The sequence below is a fragment of the Micromonospora phytophila genome, assembly GCF_023656545.1.
GTDB lineage: Bacteria > Actinomycetota > Actinomycetes > Mycobacteriales > Micromonosporaceae > Micromonospora > Micromonospora phytophila.
In genome coordinates, this window is record NZ_JAMOKF010000091.1 from 1 (window position 1) to 17,684 (window position 17,684).

Annotated in this window: 15 protein-coding genes and 1 pseudogene; 7 read left to right on the forward strand and 9 right to left on the reverse strand. The window is 74.9% G+C overall.

What is annotated here, in order from left to right:
- The 5 genes and pseudogenes from NCC78_RS13845 to NCC78_RS13865 form a co-directional block, all read right to left on the reverse strand.
- A partial coding sequence (locus tag NCC78_RS13845; RefSeq protein ID WP_250794925.1) for an acyclic terpene utilization AtuA family protein occupies positions 1-1,276 on the reverse strand: 1,276 nt, incomplete at its 3' end.
- Positions 1,277-1,413: 137 nt separating this feature from the next.
- A pseudogene (locus NCC78_RS13850) lies at positions 1,414-2,184 on the reverse strand (TIGR03084 family metal-binding protein); the annotation flags it as partial.
- Positions 2,185-2,211: 27 nt separating this feature from the next.
- Positions 2,212-2,817, reverse strand: coding sequence for a TetR/AcrR family transcriptional regulator (locus tag NCC78_RS13855; RefSeq protein WP_250794926.1), 606 nt, complete (start codon positions 2,815-2,817; stop codon positions 2,212-2,214).
- A gap of 226 nt (positions 2,818-3,043) precedes the next feature.
- Positions 3,044-3,787, reverse strand: a complete 744-nt coding sequence (locus NCC78_RS13860) for a metallophosphoesterase family protein (RefSeq protein WP_250794927.1) — start codon at positions 3,785-3,787, stop codon at positions 3,044-3,046.
- Positions 3,788-3,952: 165 nt separating this feature from the next.
- On the reverse strand, positions 3,953-4,630 hold the full coding sequence (locus NCC78_RS13865; RefSeq protein WP_007466162.1) for a Crp/Fnr family transcriptional regulator: 678 nt from the start codon (positions 4,628-4,630) through the stop codon (positions 3,953-3,955).
- A 217-nt stretch (positions 4,631-4,847) separates the two neighbouring features.
- On the opposite strand from NCC78_RS13865, the gene NCC78_RS13870 reads away from it, so the two are divergent.
- The 6 genes from NCC78_RS13870 (at position 4,848) to NCC78_RS13895 (ending at position 10,169) form a co-directional block, all read left to right on the forward strand.
- The gene (locus tag NCC78_RS13870) at positions 4,848-5,510 is read left to right on the forward strand and encodes an adenosylcobinamide amidohydrolase (protein WP_250794928.1); all 663 of its coding nucleotides are present in this window, start codon (positions 4,848-4,850) and stop codon (positions 5,508-5,510) included.
- Positions 5,511-5,566: 56 nt separating this feature from the next.
- On the forward strand, positions 5,567-6,727 hold the full coding sequence (locus tag NCC78_RS13875) for a CapA family protein (RefSeq protein WP_250794929.1): 1,161 nt from the start codon (positions 5,567-5,569) through the stop codon (positions 6,725-6,727).
- Positions 6,728-6,788: 61 nt separating this feature from the next.
- On the forward strand, positions 6,789-7,574 hold the full coding sequence (gene nth, locus NCC78_RS13880) for an endonuclease III (protein WP_250794930.1): 786 nt from the start codon (positions 6,789-6,791) through the stop codon (positions 7,572-7,574).
- The gene (locus tag NCC78_RS13885; protein ID WP_250794931.1) at positions 7,571-8,182 is read left to right on the forward strand and encodes a TlpA family protein disulfide reductase; all 612 of its coding nucleotides are present in this window, start codon (positions 7,571-7,573) and stop codon (positions 8,180-8,182) included. The genes nth and NCC78_RS13885 overlap by 4 nt, the downstream gene beginning before the upstream one ends.
- Positions 8,183-8,234: 52 nt before the next feature.
- The gene (locus NCC78_RS13890; protein ID WP_250794932.1) at positions 8,235-8,927 is read left to right on the forward strand and encodes an NUDIX hydrolase; all 693 of its coding nucleotides are present in this window, start codon (positions 8,235-8,237) and stop codon (positions 8,925-8,927) included.
- 63 nt (positions 8,928-8,990) lie between these two features.
- Complete coding sequence (locus NCC78_RS13895) at positions 8,991-10,169, forward strand: MarP family serine protease (RefSeq protein ID WP_250794933.1); 1,179 nt, start codon at positions 8,991-8,993, stop codon at positions 10,167-10,169.
- Positions 10,170-10,173: 4 nt separating this feature from the next.
- On the opposite strand, the gene NCC78_RS13900 is transcribed toward NCC78_RS13895, so the two are convergent.
- From NCC78_RS13900 to eccCa, 4 genes are all read right to left on the reverse strand, one after another.
- Positions 10,174-10,881, reverse strand: coding sequence for a phosphatase PAP2 family protein (locus tag NCC78_RS13900; protein ID WP_250794934.1), 708 nt, complete (start codon positions 10,879-10,881; stop codon positions 10,174-10,176).
- 72 nt (positions 10,882-10,953) lie between these two features.
- Entirely contained in the window at positions 10,954-11,745 is a 792-nt protein-coding gene (locus NCC78_RS13905) for a phosphatase PAP2 family protein (protein WP_250794935.1), read from the reverse strand.
- Between the two features lie 127 nt (positions 11,746-11,872).
- A complete protein-coding gene (mycP, locus tag NCC78_RS13910; RefSeq protein WP_250794936.1) occupies positions 11,873-13,216 on the reverse strand; it encodes a type VII secretion-associated serine protease mycosin in 1,344 nt (447 codons plus the stop codon).
- Between the two features lie 75 nt (positions 13,217-13,291).
- Complete coding sequence (gene eccCa / locus NCC78_RS13915; protein WP_250794937.1) at positions 13,292-17,263, reverse strand: type VII secretion protein EccCa; 3,972 nt, start codon at positions 17,261-17,263, stop codon at positions 13,292-13,294.
- Between the two features lie 100 nt (positions 17,264-17,363).
- On the opposite strand from eccCa, the gene NCC78_RS13920 reads away from it, so the two are divergent.
- Positions 17,364-17,684, forward strand: a 321-nt coding sequence (locus NCC78_RS13920) for an EsaB/YukD family protein (RefSeq protein ID WP_250794938.1), incomplete at its 3' end; no start/stop codon positions are given.

The following is a 17,684-nucleotide window of genomic DNA, read 5'->3' on the forward strand; positions in this document are numbered from 1 at the left end:
TCGGCGGCGCGATCGGCACCCGCTCGCCGGTGGGAAGCACCGCGACGTGTCCCACCGCGTCCTGCGGCACGGCGTCGGCGGTGAACACCCCGTAGGGCGTCGCGTCGCCGGGCAGCGTGGTCAGCGTGCAGCCCGGGTACGAGGCCAGCGCCAGCTCCACCGCGGCCGCCGAGAAGGCCCGCCCGGCCCGCGCCCTGTCACCGTCGCGCAGGTGTACGTGCAGCAGCGCGCTCGCCGACTCGGTGTCGGTCGCGTCCGGGTGGTCGGTGCGGGCCAGGGTGAACTCCAGGCCCTCCTTGCCCACCGACTCCTCGATCTGACCCCGGACCAGGGCCGCCTTGGCCGGGATGTCGAGCCCGCAGAGGACGAAGGTCATCGAGTTGCGGAAGCCGCCGAGGTTGTTGACACCGACCTTGAGGGTGTCCGGCGGGGGCGTGCCACGCACCCCGGAGACAAGTACCCGGTCGGGGCCGTCCTGCCGCAGCGTCACCGTGTCCAGCCGGGTCACCACGTCCGGCCCGAGGTACGCCGGCCCGCCCACCTCGTAGAGCAGCTGGGCGGTGACCGTCTCGACGGTGACCGCGCCGCCGCTGCCGGGATGCTTGGTGATGACCGACGAGCCGTCGGGGCGCAGCTCGGCGATCGGGAAGCCGGGGCGGTGCCCGCCGTCGGGCAGTTCGGTGAAGAAGCTGAAGTTGCCGCCGGTGACCTGCGCCCCGCACTCGATCAGGTGCCCGGCGACGGTTGCCCCGGCCAGCGCGTCGAGGTCGTCGCGTCCCCACCCGAACCGGGCGATCGCCGGCCCGACCACCAGGGACGCGTCGGTGACCCGGCCGGTGACCACCACGTCCGCCCCGCCGCCGAGGCAGGCCGCGATGCCGTACGCCCCGAGGTAGGCGTTGGCGGTCAGCGCGTCCGGGCGCTGGAGGGCGTCACCCTCGACGTGACCGACCCGGGCGCTGAGCCCCAGCCGGTCGGCGAGGGCGCCGATCGCGGCGGCCAGTCCGGCCGGGTTCAGCCCGCCGGCGTTGGTCACGATCTTCACGCCCCGGTCGAGGGCGGTGCCGAGGCAGCCTTCGAGCTGGCGGAGGAAGGTCTTCGCGTACCCGAGGGACGGGTCACGCAGTCGGTCCCGGCCGAGGATCAGCATGGTCAGCTCGGCCAGGTAGTCGCCGGTCAGCACGTCCAGCTCGCCGCCGTCGAGCATCTCCCGCCAGGCGGTGGACCGGTCGCCGTAGAACCCGGAGGCGTTGCCGACGCGGAGCACGCCGCTCATCCCGACACCCCGCTCCCCGCAGCCGCCGCGCCGGCCGCGCCGTCCACGGGCGCCGCCGTGTCCGCGCAAGCCGCGGTGTCCGCGCGGGCCGCGGCGGCTGAATGGTCCAGACTCGCCGCGCTGGCTGTGCCGGTCAGGGGTTGGCGGCCGGTGCCCGGTGGGCCGGCGAAGGCCTGCGCCACGTCGAGCCACTCGTCGGCCACCGGGCCGGTCACGGTCAGGGCCAGGTCGGCGCGGTGTCGGCGCTGGGTGACCAGCAGGCAGAAGTCCCGCGCCGGGCCGACGACCCGATCGGCGGCGTCGGCCGGGCCGTACGTCCAGGTGTCGCCGTCGGGCGCGGCGAGTTCGACCCGCACCGGCGCCGTGGGCGCCTCCCGGCCGTGTGCGGCGAAGCTGTGCCCGAGGGTACGGAAGCCGAGGTGCGCGACGTGTCGGAGCCGGGCGGTGGCGGGGCGGGTGACGCCGAGCGCGTCGGCCACGTCCTCGCCGTGCGCCCAGGTCTCCATGATCCTGGCGGTGGCCATCGAGGCCGGTGACATCCGGGTGCCGTACCAGGGCAGCTTCCCGCCCGGCGGCGCCTGCCCGAGCGCGGCGACGAGCGCCGACCGGCCGGTGCGCCACCGGGGGAGCAGCTCGGCCGGCGGGGCGAGGAACTCCTCCACCCCGGCGTCGACCAGCCGGGTCGGGTCCGGGGCGGCGGACACGGAGGCGAAGAACGCCTCGGCGTCGGTGGCGGCGAGCAGCGCCACGTGGTCGGTCCAGGCGAGGTGGGCGATCTGGTGCCCGATGCTCCAGCCCGGCGCCGGGGTGGGACGCGCCCAGTCGGCCGGCGGAAGGGCGCTCACCAGGGCGTCCAGCTGCTCGGACTCGTCGGCCAGATCCGCGAGCAGGTCCTTGAGGTCGACCATGGTGCCTCCGGGGTCAGGGCGGGCCGGTCAGGGCGTGAGCAGGGTGGCGAGCTGGCGCTTCCAGGTGGTGAGCAGGGCGGTGCGGCGGGCCGAGTCGTCGTTGAGCAGGTTGGCCACGCCCAGCCCGCGGAGCAGGTCGAGGGTGGCCTGCACCGCCTCCCGTACGCCGGGGCGGCGTTCGTCGACGCCGAGCAGCGACACGGTCAGCCGGTGCATCTCCCGCCCGACCCGGGCCTCCAGCGGCACGAGGGCCTCGCGCAGTTCCCGGTCGGTCCGGGCGGCGACCCAGAGTTCGAGCGCGGCGACGAAGAGCGGGCCGGTGAACGCCGCGCCGAGCAGGTCGATCACCCGGTCGAGTCGTTGCGGGCCGGCAGGCAGGGCCTCGGCCTCCGTGCGCAGCTCGTCCGCCCGACGCTCGGCCAGGTGCCCGACGGCGGCGGTGACCAGCGCGGCCTTGGTGGGGTAGTGGTGCAGCTGGGCGCCGCGCGAGACGCCGGCCCGGGTCGCCACGACCGTGGTGGTGGTGCCGGACCAGCCGTGCTCGATGAGGCACTCGACGGTCGCCTCCAGCAGCCGGGCCTGGGTGGCGCGGCTGCGTTCCTGTTGCGGGACGCGGGTCGCTGCGGCGGGCACGGGGACAGCGTGCCGCCCCCGAAACAAACAGTCAAGACTGACTTTTTCTGAAGGCGGTCGCTGGTCGAGGTCACTTCCGCGGAAGGGGCGGGGCAGATCGACCCGTAGTCACCTGTGGAGCTGATGTCGCAGACGACTCTTCGCGCTGATGTCGCAGACGACTCAGCTCCACAGGGCCGCGTTCGCGGGAACCCGACCGCCCGCACCGCCGTGGCGCGTCGAGACGTCAGCGGCCGTCGCGGGGGCCGAAGACGGCGAGCGCGGTGGCGTCGCTGTGCCGGGAGCGCAGGTACTCGTCGGCCCACTCGGCGGCGTCGGGAAAGCCCGACTCGGCGGCCACCCGGGCGCAGGCGGCGTCCACGTCGAAGTGGGTGCGGCGCAGCTGCACCCCGGGCCCGAGCAGAGCCCACCACGCCCCGGCGCCGCCGTAGGGCATCCCGACGCTGCCCGGGTTGACCACCAGCCGTCGGTCGGCCAGGCGGGTGAAGGGCATGTGGGTGTGTCCGCACACCACCGTTCCCACCTCGGCCGGCACCCCGGCGAGCACCTCCGCCCAGCGTTCCATCCGGGAGTCGACGAGTACGACCTCCTCGTCGTCCCGGGGCGTGGCGTGGCAGAAGAGCACCGGCCCGAGGCCCGCCACCTCCAGGGTGACCGTCAGCGGCAGCGCCGCCAGCCGGGCCGCCTGGTCCTCGCGGAGCTGGGTGGCGGCCCAGTTGGAGACCTCGATTGGTGAGCTGCGGCCGGCCCGCGCCTCGACCAGCTCGCGGTCGGCGTTGCCGCGTACCCAGCAGGCCCGGTCGCCGAGGTCGGCGAGCAGGTCGAGCACCTCGACCGGCTGGGGGCCGGCCGCGATGTCGCCGGTGAGCACGATCAGGTCGGCGCCGGCTACGTCGGGCTCGGCCAGCACGGCCTCCAGCGCGGGCAGCGCCCCGTGGATGTCGGAGAGTACGGCGACCCGGTTCAACATCGCCCCACCGTGCCCACTCACCCGCGAGAATGTCCAGCGATTCTGCGCCGGGCAGACGACACCGGACCGGCCCGGACCGTCGAGGCGGTCCGGGCCGGGATGCTCGGGCGTCGGAAGGGGCCGCGCCGGCCGCGTCACCGTGGCGTCCGGGTGGACGCCGGCAGGTCAGACGCGGGCGCGGCGGGCCAGGCGCTCCGGGTCGAGGATGATGATGCTCTTGCCGTCCAGGCGTAGCCAGCCGCGCGAGGCGAAGTCGGCCAGCGCCTTGTTGACGGTCTCCCGGGAGGCGCCGACGAGCTGGGCGATCTCCTCCTGGGTGAGGTCGTGGGTCACCCGCAGCACGCCGCCGTCCCGGGTGCCGAAGCGGCCGGCCATCTGGAGCAGGTTCTTGGCGACCCGGCCCGGCACGTCGGTGAAGATCAGGTCGGCCAGCGAGTCGTTCGTCCGCCGCAGCCTGCGGGCGAGCACCCGCAGCAGCTGCTCCGCGATCTCCGGCCGGTTGTTCAGCCACGGGCGCAGGGCCTGCTTGCGCAGCCGCACCAGGCGGGTGTCGGTCACGGCGGTGGCGGTCGCCGTACGCGGACCGGGGTCGAAGAGCGACAACTCGCCGACCATGTCCGACGGCCCCATCACCGCGATCAGGTTCTGCCGGCCGTCCGCCGCCCGGCGGCCAACCTTGATTTTGCCGGACAGCAGAATATAGAGACTGTCACCGGGCTCGCCCTCGTTGAAGACGATCTCGCCCTTGCGGACCTCGATCGTCTCCATCTCCTTGGCGAGTGCCTCGGCAGCCTCCGGGTCAACGCCCTGGAAGATCCCGCTGCGGGCCAGTACCTCGTCCATCGCGCACCTCCGGGTTGCGCGTGCCGTCCGTCGGCCGGGTCCGCCGTCCGCTGATCCCTCGCGCGCCGACAAGTCTAGGCGCACGTGAGCGTCAATCAGAGGTGCACCCCTGGAATCTTGATCGTTGGGATTAACCTGCCTGACCTGATCAAGCAGTAGGATCGCCGGCCCGCCGGCCGGTGGCGGCTCGTCCGCCGCCGGGTCGTAGGGTCACCCCGTGCTGAGCGACCCCGTGCTGACCACCCGTCGGGAGGACGGTCGGGACGTCCCGCTGCTGGTCTGGCGGGCCGACCGCCCGCTGCGCGCGGTCAGCTCCGCGCCGCTCGGCGGCGGGATCGGCGTACGGCGGTGGGTGGTCAACGCGACCGTGCCCATGTCGTACGCCCGGGACGACCCCGCCGACCACCTGGCCGAGCTGGCCGACCGGCTCGGCCTCGACGGGCCCGGGGTGGGCCTGCTGACCGGCGTGGACGTCGCCGAGGTGGTGGCCCGAACGGACACCGGCGTGCGGGTCTGGGCGACGGTCGGCCTGGGCACCCCGGTCTGGGCGGCCGCGCCCGAGCCGGCGGCGCTCGCCCAACGGGTCGGCACGGTCAACATCGTGGTGTACGTGCCCGCCCGCCTCGGCGACGCTGCCCTGGTCAACGCGGTCGCCACCGCCACCGAGGCGAAGGCGCAGGCGATCGCGGAGCTGGGCGTGCCGGGCACCGGCACCCCGACCGACGCGGTCACCGTGCTCTGCCCGGTCGACGGTCCGGAGTCGGCGTACGGCGGGCCCCGGTCGACCTGGGGCGCCCCGCTCGCCCGGGCCGTGCACGCCGCCGTGGCGGCCGGCGGGGCGGGCACCGTGGTCCCGTGGTCGGATCGACCGACCGGCTGAATCTCCGCCCGATCGGCCCTCGTCGGCGGGTTACCTACCCGGTAGGGTCGCGGACGATGTACGCTCCCGCCCCCCTTCGATCCCGCCCCCGTCGCCGGTACGCGGCCATCCTGGGCGTGCTGCTCGCCGCCCTCCTCGCGGCCGGGTGTGCCACCCCCGAACCCGGCGCCGACCCGGTCTGGCAGCCCGGCTCGGGTGGCGGCGGGACCGGAGCACCGGTGCCGACGAGCGGCGGCGGACAACCGGCCCGGCCGGCGATCTCGCTCTCCGCGACCGGCGACATCATCATGGGCAACGCGCCGAACCGGCTGCCCGCCGGCGGTGGGAAGGGCTTCTTCGACTCCGTCGAGAAGGCGCTCGCCGCCGACCTGGTGATGGGCAACCTGGAGGAGCCGCTCACCGTCGACACCGGCACCGGCAAGTGCGGGGCCAACTCCACCCGGTGCTTCCAGTTCCGGGCCCCGCCCGAGTACGCGGCGCACCTGCGCGACGCCGGCTTCGACCTGCTCAACCAGGCCAACAACCACGGCTACGACTACGGCCCCAAGGGCTACGCGAACACCCAGCGCGCGCTGGAGAAGTACGACCTCGCGCACACCGGGGCGCCCGACCAGATCACCGTGGTCGACGTCAAGGGGGTGAAGGTCGCGGTCGCCGGCTTCTCGTCGTACGTCTGGTCCAACAGCCTCACCGACATCGCCGCGGCGAAGAAGGTGGTGGCGAAGGCGGCCGGCCTGGCCGACCTGGTCGTGGTGCAGGTGCACATGGGCGGCGAGGGCGCCGACAAGACCCGGGTGCGGCCGGGCACCGAACTCTTCCTCGGCGAGAACCGGGGCGACCCGGTCAAGTTCTCCAAGGCGATGATCGACGCCGGGGCGGACCTGATCGTCGGGCACGGCCCGCACGTGCTGCGCGGCATGGAGTTCTACAAGGGCCGCCTGATCGCGTACAGCCTGGGCAACTTCGCCGGCGGGGGCAACTCGCTGAGCAACGCCGGCCGGCTCGGCTGGGGCGGCGTGCTCAAGGTGTCGCTCACGCCGGACGGCAGCTGGGCCGGCGGCTCGCTCACCTCCACGTACATGAACTCCGCCGGCAAGCCGACGATGGACCCGGACGACCGTGGCCTGGGCCTGGTCAAGCAGCTCACCCGGAGCGACTTCCCGGAGACCGGCGCCCGGTTCGACGACGCCGGCTCGATCAGCCCGCCGGCCGGCTGACCGGGGCGGCGCGGCGCGTGGGCCCGGCGGCCGGTCGCCCCGGCGACGTAGGCTGGCCGGCGTGACCACCAGCTCCCCCGGTTCCACCGAAACCGACCTCGGGCGTACCCGCCGTGCCCGTCGGATCGGTCGGGTGCTCACCGAGACCCACCCCGACGCGCACTGTGAACTCGACCACTCCAATGCCCTGGAGCTGGCCGTCGCGACGATCCTCTCCGCGCAGTGCACCGACAAGAAGGTCAACGAGGTCACCCCGAAGCTCTTCGCCCGCTACCCGACTGCCGCCGACTACGCCGGCGCGGACCGGGGCGAGCTGGAGGAGCTGATCCGGCCGACCGGCTTCTACCGCAACAAGACCGACTCGCTGCTCAAGCTGGGGCAGGCCCTCGTCGAGCGGTACGACGGCCGGGTTCCCGGCAGGCTCGTCGACCTGGTGACCCTGCCCGGCATCGGCCGCAAGACCGCCAACGTCATCCTCGGCAACGCCTTCGACGTCCCCGGGATCACCGTCGACACCCACTTCCAGCGGCTGGTGCAGCGCTGGAGGCTGACCGCCGAGACCGACCCGGTCAAGATCGAACACGCGATCGGGGCGCTCTTCCCCCGGCGCGACTGGACCATGCTGTCGCACCGGACGATCTTCCACGGCCGGCGCGTCTGCCACGCCCGCAAACCGGCCTGCGGCGCCTGCACGCTGGCGAAGCTCTGCCCGTCGTACGGCACTGGGCCGACCGAGCCGGCGGCGGCCAAGCTGCTCAAGGGCCCCCGGGCCCGGGACCTCGCGGTGGCCGCCGGGGTCGACCCGGAGCTGGTGCCGGCCCAGGCCGTCGTGGCGGAGGCCCCGTGAACATGCGGCTCGCCCTGCTGCTCGTACCCGTGCTGCTGGCCGCGGCGGGCTGCACCGCCGACGCGGGGGAGAAGGCTCCGGCGACCCGGCAGGAAGCGGCCGCCGCCCGGCCGTCACCCTTCGCCGAGTGCGCCGCGCTGACCACCGCGCCCGCCTCGGCCGCCCCCACCACGTCCACGGGCGGCGCCGGACTGCCCGCGCTCACCCTCAACTGCTTCACCGGCGGCGCCCCGGTCGCCCTCCGGGACGTACGCGGCCCAGCGGTGATCAACGTCTGGGCGTCCTGGTGCCCGCCCTGCCGCAAGGAGCTGCCCGCCTTCCAGCGGCTCAGCGAGCGGACCGCCGGCCAGCTCCAGGTCATCGGGGTGAACAGCCAGGACAGGCGGGAGGCCGCCCAGTCCATCGGTGAGGACTTCGGCGTCCGCTTCCCTGTCCTGGTCGACCAGGGGCAGAGCCTGCAACGGGAGCTCAACCGCAACGCCATGCCGCTGACCATCCTCGTCGACGGCCAGGGCCGGGTCCGGCACCTGGACTCCACCGGCGCCCTGGACGACGCCCGCCTCGCCGAACTGGTCCGCCGGCACCTGGGCCTGACGGTGCCGGCGTGACACGGCGGCGGAGTGACGGGCCCGGGGCCCGGCGCGGCGCGGGGGTGCCGGCGTGACGCGGCAGCCACCGGGCTGGATCGACCCGCTGCTCTCCCGGCTCGGCACCGCCCGTACGGAGGACTTCACCCGGCTGGCCACCCCGGCCAGCGGCGGGCGGGAGAGCGCCGTGCTGGTGCTGCTCGGCGAGGAACCCGCCGCCGGCCCCGACGTGCTGATCCTCCAGCGGGCGGCGACCCTGCGCAACCACGCCGGCCAGCCGGCCTTCCCCGGCGGAGCGGCCGACCCGGAGGACGCCGACGCCTCGGCGACCGCGCTGCGCGAGGCGAACGAGGAGGTCGGCCTCGACCCGACCAGCGTCACCGTCCTGGCCGAGCTGCCGAAGCTGTGGATCCCGGTCAGCGACTTCGTGGTCACCCCGGTGCTCGCCTGGTGGCACGCGCCGCACCCGGTGCACCCCCGGGAGCCGGCCGAGGTGGCGCACGTGGCCCGGCTGCCGGTCACCGAACTGGTCGACCCGGAGAACCGGATGCTGGTCCGCCACCCCAGCGGCTGGATCGGCCCGGCCTTCTCGGCGCGCGGGATGCTGGTCTGGGGATTCACCGCCGGAGTGCTGGCCACCCTGCTGGAGATGGGCGGCTGGGCCCGGCCGTGGCCGCGCGGCCGGGTGATCGACCTGCCGCCGACCGGCGCCACCCCGGCGCCCTCGGCCGGCACCGACGCGGTCGACGAGACCCCGGTGCGCTGACCCGACGGTCACCTTCCGCAAGCGGTGGTCATCCCGCGAGCCGTCTGCCCGTACGCTTGACGCGTGTCCGCCGTGGATCTCGTACTGCTGCTGCTCATGCTCGTGTTCGCGATCAGCGGATACCGTCAGGGCTTCGTCATCGGGGTGATGTCGTTCTCCGGCTTCTTCCTGGGCGCGCTGGTGGGCCTGCAGCTCGGCCCGCTGCTGGCCCAGCAGTTCGTCGACAGCGGCACCCGCGTGCTGATCTCCCTGGTGGCGGTCTTCGGCCTGGCCGTGGTCGGTCAGGCGCTCGCCGGCTGGCTCGGCTCCCACCTGCGCAAGACGATCACCAATGACGTGGCGAAACGGGCCGACGACGTCGGCGGCGCGTTCGTCTCGCTCTTCGCGGTGCTGCTGGTCGCCTGGCTCGTCGCGGTGCCGCTCGGCTCGTCGTCGCTGCCCTGGCTGGCCGCCTCGGTGCGCAACAGCGCGCTGCTGACCGTGGTCGACCGGGTCCTGCCCGACCAGGCGCAGCAGCTCTCCACCGCGCTGCGGGACACCGTCGACACCAACGGCTTCCCCGACGTCTTCGGCGACCTGGCACCCACCCGGGCCCGTCAGGTCGAGCCCCCGGACCCGGCGCTGGCCGGCTCGCAGGTGGTGGTCAACGGTCAGCGTTCGGTGGTCAAGGTGCTCGGTTCCGCGCCGAGCTGCTCGCGCCGGATCGAGGGCTCCGGCTTCGTCTACGCCGACGACCGGGTGATGACCAACGCCCACGTCGTCGCCGGCACCCGCTCGGTCGCGGTGGAGCTGAACGGCGACCGGTACGACGGCAAGGTGGTCGTCTACGACCCGGACCGGGACCTGGCCGTGCTGCACGTCCCCGGGCTGCCCGGCCCGTCCCTGCGCTTCGCCGCCGGCAACGCGGGCAGCGGCGCGGACGCGATCGTGCTGGGCTTCCCGCTCGACGGGCCGTACAACGCCCAGTCGGCGCGGATCCGGGACGTCGACCGGATCACCGGGCCGGACATCTACTCCGCCGGTGACGTCACCCGGGAGATCTACACGATCCGGGCGCTGGTCCGCAGCGGCAACTCCGGCGGCCCGCTGGTCTCCTCGAACGGGCTGGTGCTCGGGGTGATCTTCGCGGCGGCGGCGGACGACCCGAACACCGGCTTCGCGGTGACCGCCGCCGAGGCCCGCCCGGCCGCCCTCGCCGGGGCGGAGCGCACCCGCGCCGTCGGCACCGGCGAGTGCACCTGACCGGTCAGCCGCGCACCGGGGAGCCGGCGGGAGCCAGCGGGGCGAGCTTCGCCCGCCCCCACCGGACGCTCCGGTCGAGGATGGCACGCGCCATGATGGCCACGCACGTCCCGCCGTTGAGGAAGGACGCCACGACGTCGCTCGGGTGGTGCATGCCCCGGTACATCCGGGTCATCGCGACGCCGAGCGGCACCAGCAGGAGCAGGCTCCACCAGGCCACCTTGGCCGGCGTGCTGCGCGCCCGCAGGGCCAGCAGCAGCGCGATGCCCACGTAGAGCGCCACCGCCGCCGAGGTGTGCCCGGACGGGAAGCTCGACGTGGGCGGCGAGACGTCCATGTGCTCCACGGCCGGGCGCCGGCGGTCGATGGCCAGCGTGGTCAGCAGGAACACCAGCGCCTGCGCGCTCACCGCGGCGCAGAGGAAGATCGGCTCCCGCCAGCGGCGCAGCCACAGGAACAGCAGCAGCGCCACCAGCCCGGTGACCAGCACGATCACCTGCGTGCTGGCCAGCGTGCTGAACACCAGCGAGACGTCGTTCCAGCCGGACGTGCGGTCGGCCGCCAACTCCCGGTTGACCGCGTCCTCCGCGGTGAACGGCCAGGACCGGGCGAAGACCCGGGTGACCAGCACCCCGAGCAGCACCATGACGGAGAGCAGGAGGGTCACCGGCAGCACCACTCGCCGTACACACTGGACCAGGGTCTCGGACATGGGCCGGCCATTACCCGCCCGCACCGCTGGCTACGCCTGCCGGCCGGGCCGGGGGCGGGTCGTCCCGGGCGCTCAGTCTCTCCGGTGGTCGTCGGCCGACTCCGGGTCGACGCCCTCCCGGCTCACCCGCACCGGCCGCAGGCCGGCCCCCTCCCGCCAGGCGGTGAAGCCGGCGGCGGTCGCGGCGACCACGGCGACGCCGAGCAGCCAGCCACCCAGCACGTCACTGGTCCAGTGCACCCCGAGCGCCACCCGGCTGAACCCGGTCACCAGGGTCAGCACCGACGCGGCCAGCCAGAGCCCGATCCGCGCCGAGCGTCGCCGCGCGTGCGGGAGGAACACCAGCACCAGCACGCCGCCGGCCAGGGCGGCGTTCAGCGCGTGCCCGGAGGGGAACGCGAACCCGACGGCCCGGGCCACCGGGTCCAACAGGTCCGGCCGGTGCCGCCCCACCAGCAGCTTGAGCAACGGGCCGAGCAGGCCGCCGACCAGCATGGTGGTCGCCACCCAGAGGGCCAGCCGTCGGGCCTGCCGGCGCACCAGCCAGACGACCACGGCCAGCGCGGCGAGCCGCAGCGGCATCGGGGCGAACACGTCCGTCCAGACCGTCAGCAGGCGGGTCCAGCCCGGATGGTCCAGCGCCCAGTCGTACAGCACGTCGGTCACCGCCGCGTCGAGCCGGTGCAGCGGGGACCAGCTGGCCAGCACCAGCAGGGCCAGCAGGGTGAACGGCACCAGCACCAGGAACGCCGCCACCGAGGCGAGGGTGAGCCGCAGCCCGAGGGAGTGGTCCGGGTCGAGACGGCGGCGCCGCCAGGAGGGCCGGGGGTCGGATGCCAGGGTGCGCGGGTCGGACGTGCTCATGGCAACCGTTCCTACCCGGTGCGGTGCGCGGTAAGACCCGACCCGGACGGCGACGCCGGAATCTGTGGCCCGCCATGGCGATGACGGTCAGGGCGGCATCGGAGCGCACCGGCCACCGGCCTGCCGGTCAGCGGCTCCACTGGCGGAACCGGCGCACCATCAGCGCCGCCCCGATGAGCAGGGCGACGAAGAGCGTCGCTCCCGTCCACAGCCGTTCCGGCGTGGGCTCGGCCGCCGCACCCGCCGGCTGCGCCGTCCAGCCGGTCTGCTGCCGGGGGGCGGTGAAGCCGAGCTCGTCCGTGCCGGCACCGGAGACGTCCGCCTGCGCCGAGCCCGGCGCCGGGCCGAATCCGACCACGCCCGGTGAGGAATCGTCGTCGAGGGGGTTCCGGCCCACCCGGGTCACCTCGGCGTCCAGCGCCGCGACCGGGTCGACCCGGCCGTACCCGAAACGGTCGTCCCGGCCGGTGGGGCCGATGTCGCGGGCGGTGGTCAGCAGCCGGTTGACCACGTCGCCGGCGGGCATCTGCGGATAGCGGGCCCGCACCAGCGCGGCGGTGGCGGTGACCAGCGGCGCCGCGAAGCTCGTGCCCTGCACCCGCCAGTAGCCTTCCGGCCGGGCGCCCATGAGCCCGGTGGCGGGGGCGCTGAGCACCGTGGCCCGGCCGGTGATCGAACCGGACCAGAGGTTCTCGCTGTCGCGCTCCAGCCCGGCGACCGCGATCACACCCGGCTCCCGGGCCGGGTACCAGACCTTCGAGTCGGACGAGGTGGCCAGGTTGCCGGTGCAGGCGACCACCACCACGTCCCGGGCGAAGGCGTAGTCGAGGGCGGCGGCCAGGGCGGGGCTGTCGCCGCTCCCGCCGAGGGACAGGTTGATCACCTGGGCGCCGTTGTCGACGGCCCAGCGCACACCCTTGGCGACGATCATCGCGTCGTCGTAGCGGTTCTCGGCGTCGAGGACGCGGACCGGGAGGATGCGGGCGTCCGGCGCGAGGCCCACCACGCCCCGCTTGTCGTCGTTTCGGCCCGCGATCAGCCCGGCGACGGTCGTGCCGTGGCCGACCGGGTCGGGGTCGCCGGCGCCCTGGGGGGCGACCAGGTCGAGACCGGGCAGCACCTGGCCGGCCAGGTCCGGGTGGGAGGCGTCCACCCCGGAGTCGATCACCGCGACGGTCACCCCGCGCCCGGTCGAGCTGCGCCAGGCCGTCCGGGCCCCCAACGCGTCCAGCTGCCACTGCTCGTCGCGAACCTGGTCGGGGCGGCCCTGGCTGTCGGGGGGCGCGAACGCCAGCGGCGCGGTGGCGGCGGTGGCCTGCCCGGCGGGGACTCCGCGGGCGGCGGCGCCGGCCGGGGCGACCGGACCGCCGACCGACACGACGATCGCCGCAACCCCGAGCAACGCCCGTCCGGCGATCCGTCGAGCCGCTGGCGGACAGCTGTGCCGCACCCTGGTCACATCCTCAGCCATTCATCGCGACGGAAACATGACGATGGGGAGATTACCGGTTCCACCCCGCCTTCCGGGGCGATCCGGGGACACCTGTCACGGCGGCGGCAGATGCGCCAGCTGGACCAGGCGTACGCCCTCGCGCCGGGTGACCAGCCGGCCGCGCCCCGGAGGCAGCGGGCCGGGCCGGACCGGACCGACCAACGCGCCCTCCTCCGGGCTGCCCGCCATCACCAGCCCGGCGGTGGAGAGTTCCCGCAGCCGCTGCACGATCGGCTCGTACTGGGCGCGGCCGGCGCCCCCGGAGCGGCGGGCCAGCACCAGGTGCAGCCCGACGTCCCGGGCGTGCGGCAGGTGCTCCTCCAGCGCGCGCAGCGGGTTGGCCGGGCTGCTGGCCACCAGGTCGTAGTCGTCGACCAGCACGAACAGTTCCGGCCCGGACCACCACGACCGCTCCCGCAACTGCGCGGGGGTGACGTCCGGGCCGGGGCTGCGGGCCTGCATGTACCCGGCGGCCGACTCGATCAGGTCGGTGGTGTGCGCGGCGGCGGAGCCGTAGCCGATCAGGTGCGGGGACTCGGTCAGGTCCACCAGGCTCCGCCGGTAGTCGACCACGATCACCCGCGCCTGCTCCGGCGTGAACCTGTTCATGATCGAGGTGGCCAGGGCGCGCAGGAACGAGGACTTGCCGCACTCGGCGTCGCCGAAGACCACGAAGTGCGGCTCGGTGGCGAAGTCCAGCACCACCGGGCGCAGGTCGGCCTCCGCGATGCCGACCGGAATCCGCAGCCCGGTCGCCGCGGCGAGGTCCAGCTCGGCGTACGGGAGCACCGGCGGGAGCAGCCGCACCGGCGGCGCGGGGGGCCCCGCCCAGCTCCCGGCGACCTGCTTGACCAGGTCGGCGGTGTCCCCGCCGGAGGCGGCCAGCCGCGGCAGCGCGGTGAGGAAATGCAGGCTCTCCGCGGTGATGCCCCGGCCGGCGGTCTTCTCCGGCACGTTCGCCGCCGCCCGGCGGGCCACCACCGAGTCGGACGGGTCACCCAGGCGCAACTCCAGCCGGGAGCCGAAGAGGTCCCGGATCGCGGGCCGGAAGTCCAGCCAGCGCACCGCCGTCGCCACCACGTGCACCCCGTACGACAGGCCGCGGGTGGCCAGGTCGGTGATCAGGGGCTCCAGGTCGTCGTACTCGCCACGCAGGGTGGCCCAGCCGTCCACCACTAGGAACACATCCCCGAACGGGTCGGCGGCCGGCTCTCCGGCGCTGGAGAGGGCGGTCCGGCGCTGCCGCCACGCGGCCATCGACTCCACACCCAGCTTGGCGAAGCGGTGTTCCCGGTCGACCAGCAGCGTGGCGATCTCGCCGACCGTACGCCGGACGGCCGTCGGGTCCGCGCGGCCGGTGACCCCGCCGACGTGCGGCAGGTCGCGCAGCGCGGCCAGCCCGCCGCCGCCGAAGTCGAGGCAGTAGACCTGCACCTCGGCGGGGGTGTGGGTGAGCGCCAGCGCGCAGATCAGCGTCCGCAGCGCGCCCGACTTGCCGCTCTGCGGCCCGCCGACCACCGCGACGTGCCCGGCCGCGCCGTCCATGGCCAGCCAGAGCAGGTCACGGCGCTGCTCGAAGGGCTTGTCGACCACCGCGACCGGCACCTGGAGCGCGCCGTGCAGTTCCGGGTTGCCGAAGGTGAGACCGCGCGTCGGGTCGACGCCGACGGGGCCGAGCAGCTCGTCCAGCGCGGGCGCCCGGCCGAGCGGGGGGAGCCAGACCTGGTGCGCCGGCGGGCCCTGCCCGGCGAGCCGGGCGACCATCAGCTCCAGCAGGCTCTCCGTGCCGCCCTCCTCCTCGGCGGCGGTCAACGCGGGCGGCCCGACCGGCTCCGGCTTCGGCACGAAATGGGTGGAGAAGGTGAGCAGGCGCGGCGCCCCGGCGCCGCCCGCGCCCGCCCCCGCGTCGCGCCGGCGCAGCGCCCCGGAGACGTACGCGGCCTTGAACCGGACCAGCGGCTCGGTGCCGAAGCGCAGGTAGCCGTGGCCGGGTGAGCGGGGCAGCTCGTGGGCGTCGGGCACGCCGAGCACCGTCCGGGACTCCAGCGCCGAGAAGGTCCGCAACCCGATCCGGTACGACAGGTGGGTGTCCAGCCCGCGCAGCCGCCCCTCCTCCAGCCGCTGCGAGGCCAGCAGCAGGTGCACGCCGAGCGACCGGCCCAGCCGGCCGATCTGCACGAACAGGTCGATGAAGTCGGGCTTGGCCGAGAGCAGCTCGGAGAACTCGTCGCAGATCAGCAACAGCGACGGCAGCGGCGCCAGCGGGGTGCCGGCCGCCCGGGACCGTTCGTAGTCGCGCACGCTGGCGAAGTTCCCGGCCCGGCGGAGCAGTTCCTGGCGGCGGACCAGCTCGCCGTTGATCGCGTCCACCATCCGGTCGACCAGGGGCAGCGCGTCGGCCAGGTTGGTGATCACCGCGGCGGTGTGCGGGAGCCGGTCGAACGAGGCGAAGGTGGCGCCGCCCTTGAAGTCGATCAGCACGAAGTTCAGCTGCTCCGAGCTGTGCGTGGCGGCCAGCCCGAGCACCAGCGTGCGGAGCAGCTCGGACTTCCCGGAGCCGGTCGCGCCGATCAGCAGGCCGTGCGGCCCCATCCCGTCCTGCGCCGACTCCTTCAGGTCCAGTTCGATGGCGCCGCCGTCGGCGCCCACCCCGATCGGCACCCGCAGCCGCTCCCGGGCGGAGCGGGGCGCCCAGCCCTGCTCGGCGGTGAAGCCCTCCGGGTCGCCGAGACCGAGCAGCTCGGGCAGGCCCAGCTCGGCGCCGGGCGGGGCGTCCGAGCCGCGTACGGTGGTGGCCAGTCGCAGCGGCGCGAGCCGGCGGGCGACCGCCTCGGCGTCGGCCAGGTCGAGCCGGTCCGGGCTGCCCACCTCGGCCCGCCCCTCGGCCGAGTACGAGTGCAGCCGGCCGTGGCGCAGCTCCAGCAGCAGCGCGAACCGGTCCAGCAGGCGCGGCGGCGGGGTGCCCAGGTCGATGACCGTCACGGCGTCGATGCCGCCGTCCCCGGCCAGGTCGGCGGCCCCGGTCAGGTCGCCGCCGTCGAGCACCACCACCACGTGCGGACCGTCGGTGGCCGGGCCGGCCGGGCTGAACCGGGACCGGCTGGCCAGCACCTCGTCCAGCAGCCGCTCCAGCTCGACCGCGGCGCTGGCGACCAGCCGCACCGGGCCGAGGGCGTCGGTGCGGGTGGGATGGTGGGCGTGCGGCAGCCACTTGACCCACTCCCAGGCGGCCCGGCGCTCCGGCCCGGCGCAGACGGCGACGAGCAGCTCGTCCGGGGCGTGGAAGACCGCCAGCTGGGTGAGCATCGCCCGGGCCAGCGCCTGCGCGGCCGATCCGTCGCCGGGGTGGCCGTGCCCGGCCGCGGTGGCGTCCCGGACGAAGACCCGGGCGAAGCTGCGCAGCGAGAGGGCCACCGGCAGGTCGGGCACCACGGAGTACGCGTCGAGGAACCGGCGCAGCGCGCCCGCGGTCATCGGCTCCAGCTCCTCCAGCGGGCGGGTGACCGGGGGAACCAGCGGGGTGGCCAGCGTCTGCGGCCCGACGGCGACCCGGACCACCGCGAAGTCCGGGTCGGCGGGGCGGCGCTCCCAGACCCGGTGGCTGTCCACGGTCGACCAGAGCCGGCCCGGGTCGGGGTGCCGGTAGTAGAGCCCGGCGCGCTGCTGCCCGGCGGTCTGCCGGACCCGGCGCCGCAGGGCGGTCAGGTGCCGCAGGTACTCCCGCCGGGCGGCCATCATCTCCGACTTCTTCGGGGTGCCGGAGGCGCTGCCCCAGGAGGTCATCAGCATCGCCAGCGAGGAGAGCCCGAACATCCCGCCGACCACGTAGGAGTACGCGCCACCGCCCCGGCCGAACATCATCGCCATCGCCACCGTGCCGCCGAGCATCGGCAGCACCATCAGCGCCTGCTGCCACCGCCCGCCGGTGACCGCGGGGATCTCCGGCGGCGCCTCGACGGGCAGCTCACCGACCGGTATCTCCGGCGCCGGCCGGCGCGGCGGTCGCTTGATGACGACAGTGGACACGGCGCCTCCCCATGGCGCTCGGTAACCCGAGCCTGGCTCATCGTAGGTAAAGTCCTGTCGTCCGTCAGCCACCGCTCCCGATCGATATGGAGATCAGTCGATGACGACCGGACTGGCCCGCGTCACCATCAGCGCCCCGCAACGGCGGGTGGACGTGGCCCTGCCGGAGCAGGTGCCCTTGGCGGAGCTGCTGCCGGAGGTGCTGCGACACGCCGGTGAGGGGCTCGCCGACGACGGCGAGCGGCACGGCGGCTGGGTGCTGCGGCGGACCGACGGCGCGGTGCTGGCGACCGCGCAGGCGCTGCTGCCGCAGGGGGTGCGCGACGGCGAGGTGCTGCACCTGGTCCCGGCCCGCGCGCAGTGGCCCGAGCTGGAGTACGACGACGTGGTCGAGGCGATCGTCGACGGGGCCCGGCGCCGC